This is a genomic window from Sulfitobacter sp. R18_1 (genome assembly GCF_017743915.1).
Lineage (GTDB): Bacteria > Pseudomonadota > Alphaproteobacteria > Rhodobacterales > Rhodobacteraceae > Sulfitobacter > Sulfitobacter faviae.
This window is the reverse complement of the sequence record NZ_JAGHRG010000004.1, coordinates 1-12,628: the sequence shown is the minus strand read 5'-3', so window position 1 is coordinate 12,628 and position 12,628 is coordinate 1. Positions and strand designations below refer to the sequence as shown.

The window sequence follows — 12,628 nt, the reverse complement described above, 5'->3', positions numbered from 1 at the left end:
CAGCGTAGCGGGGGCAGGGCGGGGCAGCTGCGCTTGACGCGATCGGCGGCGGGCGCAGGAAATATGGCCAAGTCCCGCGCATCGGGTTGACGGCTACCGCGATTCCCCTTAAAGCCAGCGAACCAATTCAGGGTCGGCTCTGCGCGGCCCCCACGTTATGTGTGTTTCCGGATCGCTGGAAAGACACAACAGCAAAAGGATGAACCCATGTCGCGCCGTTGCGAATTGACCGGAAAAGGCCCGATGACGGGCAACAACGTAAGCCACGCCAACAACCGTACACGCCGTCGGTTCCTGCCGAACCTCAACGACGTGTCGTTGCAGTCCGAAGCACTGGGCCGCGCGTTCAAGCTGCGCATCTCTGCCGCAGCCCTGCGCAGCGTTGACCACCGTGGTGGTCTGGACAAGTTCCTGGCAAAAGCCAAAGACGTTGAACTGTCCGACAACGCGTTGAAAATCAAAAAGGCCATCGCGAAATCCAGCGCGACTGCCGATGTGCTGAGCTAAGGCTTACTGCATAGAGATTGGGGCCTCGATCCGAAAGGATCGGGGCCTTTTTCGTTTCGGGCTTAGGGATTTGTTAGGGTTTCCTGCCTATCAGGGGCTAGGGCCGTGGCGGCTCGGGGTAATTTTCTTGCGCAGGGGCATGTTTTTATTCGGGAAACCTTGGAAAGGCGCGCTAAATGATCTTCCGACAATTGTTGTTCTGGCCATGCTACCTGCCGAGCGGGGTTCAGACAGTGCATCAAGATCGGAGACTCCATGACCGACCCCACACCCGGCACGTCCAGTTCCACTACGCCACCCGATACGAATGAGATTGAGACAGATTTCGAGGTCGGCCAAGACAATATCGACGGATCCCTCGGCCCGTTGGGTTTTGACATTCACAACCCGGTCTTCATGGTCTCGGGCCTGACGGCGGTGGCCTTTGTGCTGCTGACCATGCTCTTCCCGGATCAGGCCGGGGTGGTCTTCCTCGCCGTTCGCGATTTCGCCACGACCAAGCTGGATTGGCTGTTCATGATCATCGTGAACATCTTCGTTCTGTTCTGCATCGCGCTGATTTTCATGCCGATTTCAAAGGTCAGGCTCGGCGGGCAAGAGGCCGTGCCGGAATATTCCTATCTCGCGTGGTTCGCCATGCTCTTTGCCGCTGGCATGGGCATTGGCCTGTTGTTCTTCGGTGTGCTCGAACCGGTGTACCATATGAGCGTCTCGGGTCCGCTGGGGGTGCCCCTGCCGATTGCCGAGGATGGGTCGATCATTCCCGAAAATGTGGAGGCCGCCCGCGCCATGGGTCTTGCGGCGACCTTTTATCACTGGGGGCTGCACGGTTGGGCGGTCTATGCGATCATGGCGCTGGCCTTGGCGCTCTTCACCTATAACAAGGGGCTGCCCTTTTCGATCCGGTCTTGTTTCTACCCGCTGTTGGGTGATCGGGTCTGGGGCTGGCCGGGGCATATCATTGATATTCTGGCGGTTTTCGCGACGCTCTTTGGTCTTGCGACATCGCTTGGCCTTGGTGCCCAGCAGGCCAATGCGGGGTTCAACTTCGCCTTTGGGCTTGAGATTTCGACCAATGTGCAGGTGATCATCATTCTCTTGGTGACCGCCGTGGCGCTGGTGTCGGTCTGGCGCGGGCTGGACGGCGGGGTGAAGATCCTGTCGGAGGTGAACATGATCGTGGCGGTCTTGTTCTTCCTCTTCGTGCTTTTCGTCGGCCCGACGCTGGTGGGGCTCGACGGGTTCTGGACCGGTCTGTTGGCCTATACGCAAGAGATCATCCCGCTCTCCAATCCCTTCGGTCGGGAGGATGATTCCTACCGCGAAGGCTGGACCGCGTTCTATTGGGCCTGGTGGGTCTCTTGGGCGCCTTTCGTGGGCATGTTCATCGCGCGCGTCTCGCGCGGGCGCACGGTGCGGGAGTTCATCATTTGCGTGTTGCTGATCCCGTCGCTGGTCATCTTCATCTGGATGGGCGTCTTTGGCGGCATCGCGATCGATCACATCCTTGCCAGCCCGGAGACCTCGCTGGTCAAGGCCAATGTGATCGACAGCTATTCGCCGGAACTCTCGCTCTTCGGGATGCTGAATGAGCTTCCCTTTACCAAGATCGCCTCAACCATCGCGATCCTTCTGGCGCTGGTGTTTTTCGTCACCTCGTCGGATTCGGGGTCGCTGGTTGTCGATACGATCACGGCGGGGGGCAAGATCGACGCCCCGGTGCCGCAGCGCATCTTCTGGTGCATCGTCGAAGGGTTGATCGCCATCGTGCTGCTGATCGGCGGCGGGCTGTCGGCGCTGCAGGCCGGGGTCACCGCGACGGGGGTGCCCTTCGCGATCCTGATGCTGGTGATGTGTTACACGATCTACAAAGGGTTGCGCAGCGAACCGCGCTGACGGCCCGTGGCGCGCCGGTGGTTAGCGGCGCGCCTCAAGCACTTCGGCCACCCATTCCGGCACCGTCTGGCTGGCCGGGCCGATGCGATGTTCGGCGAACTGATTGCCCACGGCGGAGCGTTCGAGATTGAATTCAATCGTATGCGCCCCGGCGCGGCGGGCCTCAGCGACGAAACCGGCGGCGGGGTAGACATTGCCCGATGTGCCGATGGCGGCAAAGATATCCGCCTCGGCCAGATGGTCGAAAAGCGCGTCCATCTCATAGGGCATCTCACCGAACCAGACGATATCGGGCCGCGCGGCGGGGGCACCGCAGGCGGGGCAGGGATCGCCCGGCGCCATGACCATGGGCGCGGGCCACCGATGATCGCAAGCGGCGCAGAGCGCACCTTTGAGCGCGCCATGCATATGCATAACCTGCCGCGAGCCGCCCTTTTCGTGCAGATCGTCGACGTTTTGGGTGATCACCACCACCTCGCCGTCCAACTCGGCCTCCAGCCGGGCGAGGGCGTGGTGCGCGGCGTTGGGGGCCACTTCGGCGGCCTGCGCGCGGCGGGCGTTGTAGAAGTCGACCACAAGTTTGGGATTGCGGGCGAAACCTTCGGGCGTCGCCACGTCTTCGACCCGGTGCTGCGCCCAGAGGCCATCTGAGGCGCGGAAGGTCTCAAGCCCGCTTTCGGCAGAGATGCCCGCGCCGGTGAGGATCACGATCTTGGTCATGGGGCATTATTCTCCGATAGGGTCCATGTCTTCAAGCAGGTGAAAGCCGTCGGCCAGCCAGGGCAATTGCGCGATGGCGGGGGCGATCATATGGGTCTGCATCAACTGCCGCAGGGTCTGGGCGATGTCGCGCGGCACGGGGCCGGACCATTCCGCGCCCGCGAAGAGAGAGATGGTGCGCGCAGGCGGTTGGGCATGCGCCGCCGCGGGCAGGGGGTGCGCGGCGAGGCGGTCGTGAAAACGGGCGGCGCGCATGTATCCCAAGGGCGTCGTCATCGCCCAGCCAATCCCGCGGGCCACCATGGCCATCAGCGCCAGATGGCTGCCAATCTCGAAACGGGCGGGCAGGCTATGGCCCTCAGATGCAAGATGCGCCTCGATCTGCCGCGCGATCAACTGATCGGCGGCATAGCGCAGAAATGGCAGGTCGGTGGCGCCGCGCAGCAGGGTGTCGGGATCGGCAGAGGTGCCCGCGGGGGTGACGAGGATAAACGGATCGCGGGCCAGCGGGTATTCCAAAACCCCCGCCATCGCCCCGTCAATCTGCGCCGAGAGTGCCATATGCAGGCTCTTGTCGCGCAGTGCCCCGGCCAATTCATTACTGCCTGCGGTGATCATCCGAAAGCGGCATCCGGTCAGGCTGTCGCCAAGGATCGTGGCAAGGCGCGGGGTCAGGTCATCATCGAAATCGTCGATCACGCCGAGGTTCAGCGCCTCCAGATGGGCCAAATCCATCACCGTGACTTCGCTCTGCGCTTGGCGCAATTCGCTGAGCGCCTGTTCGGCCCGGCGCAGGAACATCTGCCCGGCTGGGGTCAATCGCATGGGGCGGCGGGTATGGTCGACCAGTTCCGCGCCGATGGCCGCTTCGAGGTTGCGCATCTGCTGGCTGACGGCAGGCTGGCTGAGCCCCGTGGCCTCGGCCGCCTGCGCCACCGACCCGCTTCGCGCCAGCGCCTCAAACACTTCGATGCCCCGCAGGGTGATGCCCTTGTTCAGCATATGGTCCCATCTCTTTCGGATCTTGTGAAACCCCGCGCGGGTCAGGTCAAGCCTTTGCCCAAGCAAGCGGCAGCCCCTCGGACGGTTCCATGAAAGCGACGCCGCCCGTCTTGAAGCCACCGGTAAAGCCGCGCAGACTGCGCGAAAATGAGGAGCCTTTTGAATGAAAATCGCCACAGCCGCCTATCCGCTCGATGTTCTGACATCATGGGCGCAGTACGAAGACAAGCTGGCCCATTGGGTCGCCGAGGCGGCGGTGCAGGGGGCGGAACTGCTGGTTTTCCCCGAATATGCGGCGATGGAACTGGCGACGCTCGACGGGGCCGAGGTGGCGGGCGATTTGGAGCGGTCGCTCTTTTCGGTGTCGGACAAGCTTGAGGAGGCGGACCGGTTGCATGTGAAACTCGCCGCCGAGCATAACGTGCATATCGTGGCAGGCTCCGGCCCCGCAGCGACCGGGAGCCGCCCGGTAAACCGTGCCCGGCTGATCACGCCCGCGGGGCAGATCGGCGTGCAGGACAAGCAGATCATGACCCGTTTCGAGCGTGAGGAATGGCGTGTGATCGGGGGCAATGCGCTTCAGGTCTTTGACACGGCGATGGGCAAGATCGGGATGCTCATCTGCTATGACAGCGAGTTTCCCCTGCTGGGCCGTGCGCTGGCGGAATGTGACGTGATCTGCGTGCCCAGTGTGACCGAAACGCTTGCGGGCTATTGGCGGGTGCGCATCGGCTCCATGGCGCGGGCGCTTGAGAATCAGTGTATCACTGCCATGTCTTCGGTCGTGGGCAAGGCCGATTGGTCCGAGGCTTTGGGTCAATCCTATGGCGCGGGCGGGATTTTCTGCCCCCCGGATCGCGGCTTCCCGCCCACGGGGATTTTGGGTGTGCGCGAGGTCAACGCCCCCGGCTGGACCGTGGCCGACGCCGATTTGGCGCAGGTCGCCGAGGTGCGCGCGGATGGCATCGTGCTCAACCGAAGGGACTGGCAAGACCAGATTGGCCGCGACGGAAAGGCGATAAACGTCGCTTTGCGCTGAATCCCCCTTGAAAAAGCGCGAAAATGCGCCCATTTAAGCCTGCGCCCTCGTTTTGGAGGGTTTTGTGCTCAAGGAGAGACCATGGCCAAGGAAGATACGCTCGAATTTCCCGGTGTCGTGAAGGAACTCCTGCCTAACGCGACGTTTCGGGTCGAGCTGGAAAACGGCCATGAGATCATCGCGCATACGGCAGGCAAGATGCGGAAAAACCGCATCCGTGTTCTGGCTGGCGACAAGGTTCAGGTGGAAATGACACCCTATGATTTGACCAAGGGTCGGATCAACTATCGCTTCAAGTAAGCGGCACCGCGTTCGCGCGTTGCGCGGCGCAGGCGGGGCCGTGCGCGGCCCCGACCGGGCCGCCGGCCTCAGGCAAAGAGGCCCATAAGATGCAATTCATTCTTGGATCAGGATCGCCGCGCCGGTTGGAGCTTTTGGCCCAGATCGGCGTGACCCCCGATGCCATTCGCGCCCCCGACATCGACGAGACGCCCCATAAGGCCGAGCTGCCGCGCCCCTATTGCGCCCGTATGGCGCGCGAGAAAGTGGCGGCGGTGCCCGCGGGCGCGGATGACATCGTGCTTTGCGCCGATACCACCGTGGCGCTTGGCCGGCGCATCCTCGGCAAGCCCGAGGATGTGGCCGAGGCCGAAGCCTTTTTGCGGCTGATGTCGGGCCGTCGGCATAAGGTGGTCACCGCCGTCGCCGTGAAGCGCGGCGAGAAGTTGTGGCAGCGCGATGTGCAAAGCAGCGTGAAGATGAAAGCCCTGTCCGAGCCTGAGATTCGCCGTTACCTCGCCACCGGCGATTGGCGCGGCAAGGCGGGCGGCTACGGCATTCAGGGCCCCGCGGGCGCGTTGATCCCTTGGATCAGCGGGTCATTCACTGCAATTGTCGGCCTGCCATTGGCCGAGGCTGCGAACCTGCTGCAAGCGGCAGGCTACCCATTTGACGGAAGGACGCCATGAAGGGCCGTACGATTATTCTCGACCATCTCGGTGATATCGAGGCCGCCGCCCTGATGGTGGACGGCAAGCTGGATGACTTTCTGATCGACAGTGACGGGCCGCGCGTCGGCACGGTTTATCGTGCGATTGCGGATCGTCCGGTGAAGGGGCAGGGGGGCATGTTCCTCAAGACCCCCGATGGCGCGGCGTTCCTGCGTCAGATCAAGGGGCTGGCCCCGGGTCAGACGATTCTCGTGCAGGTCTCGGGCCATGCCGAGCCGGGCAAGGCGATCCCGGTGACCAATAAGCTGCTCTTCAAGTCGCGCTATGCCATCGTGACGCCGGATGCGCCGGGGCTGAACATCTCGCGCAGTATCAAGGATGAGGAAGAACGCGACCGGCTGCTGGAGATCGCCCATGAGGTGGCGGGCGGCGCCGATCTGGGCCTGATCCTACGGTCCTCCTGCGCCGGTGCCGATGCCGAGGATATCGCCGAGGATATCGCCAATATGCTTAGCTTGGCGGATACCGTGGCCAATGATGGCGCGCAACAGATGGAGGTGCTGAGCGAAGGCGATGGTCCGCATCTGCTCGCTTGGCGCGATTGGACCGCGCCCGCCGAGGTGGTGACCGAGGCCGGCGGCTTTGATGACCACGGCGTTCTGGAAGAGCTCGACCGCGTGGCCTCGGCGCAAGTGCCGCTCGGCGGCGGCGCGTCGATCTTTGTGGAGCCTACACGCGCGCTGGTTGCGGTCGATGTGAACACCGGCAACGATGCCTCGCTCGCCGCCGGGATGAAGGCCAATATGGCCTGTGCTAAAGCGCTGCCCCGCGCCCTGCGTCTGCGCGGGTTGGGCGGGCAAATCACGCTCGACCTTGCGCCCATGCCCAAGAAAGACCGCCGGACGTTTGACAGCGCCCTGCGCGCTGCTTTCCGTGCCGACGATGTGGATACGACGCTGGTCGGCTGGACGCCTCTGGGCCATTACGAGCTGCAACGCAAACGTGCCCGCCCGGTGCTGGCGGAGGTGTTGGCAGGGGCAGGCCAATGAGCTGCCCGATCTGCAAAGCCGAAACCGTCAAGGCGCATCGCCCCTTCTGCTCGCGCCGCTGCGCCGACATCGATCTGGGCCGCTGGTTCAACGGCAGCTACGCCGTCCCCTCGCGCGACCCCGAAGACGTGGAAGCCGCCATCGACGCCGCCGAAGCGGCGCAAGACCGTCCCGCAAAGCCCCATTAACACAGGAAAATTTGCGTTTTTTGAAAAGAAGTGGGTTTCAGGGCAAAATGGGGCTGGACACCCCGCGCCACAGGTCCTAGAACCCGCTCACCCGACCTCGAAAGAGGTGACCCGTGCCCGGGTAGCTCAGGGGTAGAGCAGTGGATTGAAAATCCTCGTGTCGGTGGTTCGATTCCGCCCCCGGGCACCATTATTATTGTTTCAAACTAAAGGTTTGACGTTTCGGCCTTTTTCGCACCTCCGGGTTTAGATGCCCGGGGACTTCACCGGGACTGCGTTCAGCATACTGGGTTCGCTCACATTGCCAAGGCGGTAATACCATACGCGCGTCTTGGGGTTTCGCACATATGGAGTTTCTTGATCCGGCTGCGCTCACACGGTTCGACGCCAAAGCGCAGATCGTCCTAATTTATCGAACTGGATCGAACCGTATTCGACTGTGGACATGAATAGCGCGACAACTTAGACCTAATCGCATTTGGGATGGGGATAAGTTCATGAAAGTGATTTCGTTTGTCAATATGAAGGGCGGTGTTGGTAAGACCACACTTGCTGTGAACGTCGCAGATGTCTTGAGTCGACGCCTTGATAAGCGGGTGCTGCTTGTAGATTTGGATCCGCAGTTCAATGCAACGCAGAGTCTTTATGGTGGCGAAGCATACTTGGAGCTCCGCAAGAGCGGGGCAGACACGATATATGATGTTTTCGCGAACCCCGCTCCGATCATCAGTGCGGTAAAGGGTGCGACGACACCTCAACCTAAGAAGCTATCGGATATTACTCCGACTGCTTTCTCTGATAGTTTACATGTGCTCCTTGGTAACTTGGAGATCTACCGAGTTGAGATGGGGGGCGGTCAAGGCACAGAGATGCGCCTTAAAGGTTTTCTTAAGCACAAAATCGATGACTATGACTATGTTATCATCGATACTCCTCCTACGCCATCAGTCTTCATGAGTAGCGCGCTCTTGGCCAGTGACTTCTACGTGGTCCCGGTTAAGCCTGAGCCGATGTCACGAGTTGGTATCGACCTGCTGCAAGGGGTCATCAATCGCGTCAGCGAAAACAACGGCCATGACATTAGGTGTGTTGGCGTAGTTATCACGATGGCGCAGAAAAACACTGTGGTATACAAAGACTGTCTAAGACAACTTCAAAGCGAACCTAAGTGGAGGAAACGCCTTCTCCGACACTCCATTCCTCAGCGAACGGCAATAGCACGAGAGCAAGGCAACCAGAGACTGATCCTTGACGTGAACGATACAGACGCCAACCGAGCGATCGTCAACGTGGTCGCCGAAATTGTGAAAAAGACAGATGACACGTAATCCGACCAAAAACACGAAACAAAAACGCTCCGACCCCAGAGAGCTTTCGCGGTTCGTCGAAGAGTTGTCTTGGCTCCTGAAGACTTTTGAGAACATTGACTACGATGCCCTGTCCAGTCTTAGTCATGAGATGGAATTCTTTTTCTCTAATAGCCAGAGGCTGAGAAAAAGGGACGGAGTTAGTCGTAATACTGCAATATTGGTTGGCATACTCCCAGATTTTCTAATGGACAGTTCCCTTTTCCCAACAAATGAGGGAATTGTTGAATTTGCAGATGCAGCTTTGGGGTTGCCGATAAGTCGTTGGCAGAAGAAATCTAAATACGAAATTATTGGACAAATCGTATGCCATACGAACGATGCGTCCCCAAATAAAGTCCGGCTTCTATCTGAGGTAATTGAAGAAATGCTTGATAGTAAGACCAGCCTGCGGAGAGCTATTGAAGCGAACCGTGATAACGGTCAGTCTTGGGGTGAAGTTATCAGACACCTTTACAATGATTTCTAAACATAAACCAGATGAAGGACTCCAAGAGCTAAAACGCTTTATTGAGACCGCTAAACTGGATGCGAGCGCGCTTAGGGATATCGATGCAGAAACGAAGGTTCTGTATCGGAAATTTTATGCTCTGCTTGTTTTTGATCATCTTCTTCAAGGCTCGCTAAGTGACGCGATTCAAAAAAACTATGCCCGCGAAACCGTATCTGATTTATCTCATGGGTTTTTTCTGACATGCATCGGATTGTATAAGCCAGCTCGCACCTCTGCTCGAAGTGCCATTGAGAACTTAATCAGGTTTCTCCTCCTCCATAGAGGAGTAGATGCCATGAGTATTACTGCGGTTTATGCCCTCTTTGAAGAAGCGAATAGAACTTTCTTAGCCGATGAGGAGCAATTTAAGAGAATAGGAAGACTGCGTAGCGTCTATAGTGAGCTCTGCAAGACAGTGCATTCCTCCAGCGCAGACTATATGAACCTGGAAGTTCCTTTCAATACGATGCTCACCTTTGATAAAGGTAAGTTCTCGGATAACCGCGATATTGTCCGCGAATGCTGCACGATTGTTGGTGAACTTCTTTTTGTGGAGTTCGATAGCTTGGTTCAAAGCGCGCATTATACCCACAGAGATATTCTGTCGGAAAGCGTGTCGAAGAGCGTTCGGCGCGAAGCCCGTAGCTCAAGAACGATCTGATCGGGAGGTTCGGTAAAAGACCAGTGGCTCACCGCGTAAGCCGGAAAGCTTTCAATCTTGAATGACAATTTCGCCCTTGTAGAACAGAGTTTTAGATTTAAATACTATTAGATGCCTTTGCCAAGTTCGCACCGTGTTCCATTCTTTTTTTGGCTCAGCCCAGTATTTTTCGGTATGAGCTTCGGTTTGGAGGAAAAAGGTAAATATAGCTTTCGCCAAAACTATTAAGGAAAGCTATGACCATTCGAAACGAAGCCATTGTCGACCGATTGGTCGATATCAAGACCGTCTGTGCCGTTCTGAGCCGTTCACGTGCGAGCATTTATCGCGACATTCAACGCGGCGATTTTCCGAAACCGATCAAGCTGGGTGGATCGTCACGTTGGAAGCTATCGGATCTCAGCATAGTAATGAACGGTGAAAGCTCATTTGCCGCGTAGCATTCTCCAAACCAAACGAGCGCTGCTATCGTGTCTCCTGGATAGCCCCGCCACGGCGGGGCTTCACCGGTTGGCGATGTAGCGCTCTCGGCTGTTTATTAGCGCTATCGGTCGGAGAGGTTGTCCGTGCGATAATGGCAGGAAGTAGCCGCGCACGCAAAGTGTCCCGCAACATGATCAGTTCATGATATAACCGCCTAATACTCCCCCTGCGATGAAGATGCCGAGAAAGCCCACGACTGGCAAGCGGTGAGAACGCTGGAAGCGTGAAGATACCCGTATTCCTTGACTTGGCGGGGGCTGGACAGCCTGAAGCTCTTCGAATGCTTTGGTCAGTTTGGCGAGCTTGAGTGAATGGCGGTCGATCTCGCGTAAAAGCTTGGCCATTCCCGCCACCGCATGCTCGCTGTTCTGCGAAGCTGCTGCTGCGCTCCGGCGTGTTGTGTCCATCGCCTTCTCCCAATCGTAGGGTTCCTGCATTATGTCGTTCCTCCTTCAATGCATTGATTTCGCGTATAACAGCATTCGCTTCGGCTCGGGTGTGGCCTTGGTCGATGCGCTGCCACTCCTTTTTCGGGGTTTTTTTTACCCCCGCCGTCGCGCGGGCGGATGCGCCCTCGTGGATCATCGGAATCCTGTCGATCCCACGATCCGAATAGGATAAATGGCTAATCTCAGAACTGTGTTCGAACCCCCATTCGCGCATCATTCGGTTGTGTAGCTTTGCCCATAGGCTTGCGGCGTTCTCGATTGCGTTTTTGCGGGCCATGCCAAGGGTGCTTCTCGGTCTGCCACGACCGCCTGTCTTCTTCTGGACATCGAAGAACACGAAATGGGCATGTGGGTTCTTGATGTCATTGCCGTGCTGATCATGTATCGCCGCAACATATCCCGCCACCCCTTTGCTCAATTGCTCGGCCAGAGACCGCACCAAGGCCTCCCGCTGGGAAGGGGAGGCCTCTACCGGCAGAGCGATCACAAACCGTTCGCAGACGCGCCCCCTGCGCTTCTGGGCCTCTTTCTCTGATATGTGAGCTGCCTCTACCTGAGATCGCCCCGGGAGCCGTTCTTGCAATACTACTCGGGCGGCTTGCGGGCGTGTGATGTATCGCAGGTGAGCGGCCGTTTGGCCTGGCTCCGCCGCTCGTGCGTCATCCCTGCGCTTGTCTGAAAATGTCTTGACTGAATGCCGAAACGAAAACAGTGCCATCTCTTCCCTAAGGGTGGCAGGGATAAAAACCATGTTTTTATCCGTTGTGCGCCTTCCCTATCTCCTTCCCGGACTGGAAGTAGGGATATGTCAATGAAAGCCGAAAACTCTGATATCCTGGCCGATAAGCGAAAGCAGAACGGGCAGATATTGATGATGATCTCGAACTACTGCCGCAAACACCGCATGCTCGATGTGGGGCTTCGGAGCCTGTCTGCGGAAGCGGCCAATGCTATCGGCAATGAGATCGTTGATATGTTCGTGGAGCGTGTAGCTGAGTGCCAAAAGGAAACGCCCCCTGACATGGGGGCGCTTGGCGAGGGCAATGTCGTTGATCATCGGGGTCGCCACCGGGCGCGGTAGATGGTGGGTCAGACCGTCGCTCTGCCCCCCGCCGCGCAAAGCCTGACGCTATCGCCAGCTTGTTCAATCTTGCCCTCGGAAAGTAGCGCCTTCAACGCCGCATTCACCTGTTTTCGCATGGTGTCGGAGTTTTGGCGAATTTCGTTAAAGGGTTCGCCGGACATTTGACCAACTTCCTTTCGTTTGTGCCATTCGCCGCCGTCTTGTTGGTGTAGATGGGTGAGGACCCTCAGCAAGTCCTTAGCGCGCCGACTGGCCAGCGTCGGTTCAGGTTTGTTAGCTGACTTGATGGCTTGGCTCTCGATCAGCGAACTGTCGGGCTTGAAGGGAACCGCCCACGGCACAGTGGTCTTCTCGCCGTGCCGGTTGTAGCCGATCTCGAAGCCCTTGATCTTGAAAGCCAGGGGTGCGGGCTTTTCGTCTTCGCGTTGCTTATTGACCCGAATGAAGACCGTTCCATCGGGATGGGATTCGTCCGCTTTGTGCAGCGTGAATCCCGTATCGACATTCGCGGTAAGGGTTGTCGAGCCGCGCGGCCTTGATGTTTCGGATGCCCCCATATGATGGACGATCAGAACATGGGCGTTTGTTGTCTTCGCAAGGTAGTTCGCATTTGTGAACTGGCCCCCATTTCGACCGGACACCTTGGACTGACCAAGGAGGCTTAAGGATAGCCTTAAGCACGTGCTTATGTCTGAGATGGAAATCATTACTGATGGCGGGCGCCGTCGACGCTGGTCTGC

At 58.4% G+C, this 12,628-nt stretch carries 16 protein-coding genes and 1 tRNA gene; 13 read left to right on the top strand and 4 right to left on the bottom strand.

The features are described from left to right. The first annotated feature begins 207 nt into the window (after positions 1 to 207). Positions 208 to 507, top strand: coding sequence for a 50S ribosomal protein L28 (rpmB, locus tag J7392_RS09385; RefSeq protein WP_067268014.1), 300 nt, complete (start codon positions 208 to 210; stop codon positions 505 to 507). A gap of 255 nt (positions 508 to 762) precedes the next feature. Continuing rightward, on the top strand, positions 763 to 2,403 hold the full coding sequence (locus J7392_RS09380; RefSeq protein ID WP_209217321.1) for a BCCT family transporter: 1,641 nt from the start codon (positions 763 to 765) through the stop codon (positions 2,401 to 2,403). A gap of 21 nt (positions 2,404 to 2,424) precedes the next feature. Here J7392_RS09380 and J7392_RS09375 read toward each other — a convergent pair whose 3' ends face one another. Then, positions 2,425 to 3,123 (bottom strand): NAD-dependent deacylase, encoded by a 699-nt coding sequence (locus J7392_RS09375; protein ID WP_209217320.1) that lies wholly within the window; start codon positions 3,121 to 3,123, stop codon positions 2,425 to 2,427. A gap of 6 nt (positions 3,124 to 3,129) precedes the next feature. Continuing rightward, complete coding sequence (locus tag J7392_RS09370; RefSeq protein ID WP_209217590.1) at positions 3,130 to 4,125, bottom strand: LysR family transcriptional regulator; 996 nt, start codon at positions 4,123 to 4,125, stop codon at positions 3,130 to 3,132. A gap of 163 nt (positions 4,126 to 4,288) precedes the next feature. Here J7392_RS09370 and J7392_RS09365 point away from each other — a divergent pair, with 163 nt between their 5' ends. The 10 genes from J7392_RS09365 to J7392_RS09320 all read left to right on the top strand — a co-directional run bounded on the left by J7392_RS09365 (position 4,289) and on the right by J7392_RS09320 (position 10,312). Further along, the gene (locus J7392_RS09365; RefSeq protein ID WP_209217319.1) at positions 4,289 to 5,164 is read left to right on the top strand and encodes a carbon-nitrogen hydrolase family protein; all 876 of its coding nucleotides are present in this window, start codon (positions 4,289 to 4,291) and stop codon (positions 5,162 to 5,164) included. An 81-nt stretch (positions 5,165 to 5,245) separates the two neighbouring features. After that, a complete protein-coding gene (gene infA, locus J7392_RS09360; protein WP_005978431.1) occupies positions 5,246 to 5,464 on the top strand; it encodes a translation initiation factor IF-1 in 219 nt (72 codons plus the stop codon). Positions 5,465 to 5,553: 89 nt separating this feature from the next. Then, positions 5,554 to 6,132 (top strand): Maf family protein, encoded by a 579-nt coding sequence (locus J7392_RS09355; RefSeq protein ID WP_209217318.1) that lies wholly within the window; start codon positions 5,554 to 5,556, stop codon positions 6,130 to 6,132. Then, on the top strand, positions 6,129 to 7,163 hold the full coding sequence (locus tag J7392_RS09350) for a ribonuclease E/G (RefSeq protein ID WP_209217317.1): 1,035 nt from the start codon (positions 6,129 to 6,131) through the stop codon (positions 7,161 to 7,163). Before J7392_RS09355 ends, J7392_RS09350 begins: the two co-directional genes overlap by 4 nt. Then, a complete protein-coding gene (yacG, locus tag J7392_RS09345; RefSeq protein ID WP_067268003.1) occupies positions 7,160 to 7,351 on the top strand; it encodes a DNA gyrase inhibitor YacG in 192 nt (63 codons plus the stop codon). The genes J7392_RS09350 and yacG overlap by 4 nt, the downstream gene beginning before the upstream one ends. A 115-nt stretch (positions 7,352 to 7,466) precedes the next feature. Then, positions 7,467 to 7,541, top strand: a tRNA-Phe gene (locus tag J7392_RS09340). 307 nt (positions 7,542 to 7,848) lie between these two features. Then, the gene (locus tag J7392_RS09335; RefSeq protein ID WP_209217316.1) at positions 7,849 to 8,679 is read left to right on the top strand and encodes a ParA family protein; all 831 of its coding nucleotides are present in this window, start codon (positions 7,849 to 7,851) and stop codon (positions 8,677 to 8,679) included. Beyond that, positions 8,669 to 9,187: a hypothetical protein gene (locus tag J7392_RS09330; protein WP_209217315.1), complete on the top strand. Its 519-nt coding sequence runs from the start codon at positions 8,669 to 8,671 to the stop codon at positions 9,185 to 9,187. Before J7392_RS09335 ends, J7392_RS09330 begins: the two co-directional genes overlap by 11 nt. After that, the gene (locus J7392_RS09325; RefSeq protein WP_209217314.1) at positions 9,120 to 9,872 is read left to right on the top strand and encodes a hypothetical protein; all 753 of its coding nucleotides are present in this window, start codon (positions 9,120 to 9,122) and stop codon (positions 9,870 to 9,872) included. The genes J7392_RS09330 and J7392_RS09325 overlap by 68 nt, the downstream gene beginning before the upstream one ends. 236 nt (positions 9,873 to 10,108) lie before the next feature. After that, a complete protein-coding gene (locus tag J7392_RS09320; protein ID WP_209217313.1) occupies positions 10,109 to 10,312 on the top strand; it encodes an AlpA family phage regulatory protein in 204 nt (67 codons plus the stop codon). Between the two features lie 177 nt (positions 10,313 to 10,489). Here the strand turns inward: J7392_RS09320 and J7392_RS09315 are convergent, their stop codons facing one another. Further along, complete coding sequence (locus tag J7392_RS09315; protein WP_209217312.1) at positions 10,490 to 10,792, bottom strand: hypothetical protein; 303 nt, start codon at positions 10,790 to 10,792, stop codon at positions 10,490 to 10,492. A gap of 823 nt (positions 10,793 to 11,615) precedes the next feature. Here J7392_RS09315 and J7392_RS09305 point away from each other — a divergent pair. Continuing rightward, positions 11,616 to 11,885 (top strand): hypothetical protein, encoded by a 270-nt coding sequence (locus tag J7392_RS09305; protein ID WP_209217311.1) that lies wholly within the window; start codon positions 11,616 to 11,618, stop codon positions 11,883 to 11,885. 8 nt (positions 11,886 to 11,893) lie between these two features. On the opposite strand, the gene J7392_RS09300 is transcribed toward J7392_RS09305, so the two are convergent. Next, a partial coding sequence (locus J7392_RS09300; RefSeq protein ID WP_209217310.1) for a hypothetical protein occupies positions 11,894 to 12,628 on the bottom strand: 735 nt, incomplete at its 5' end.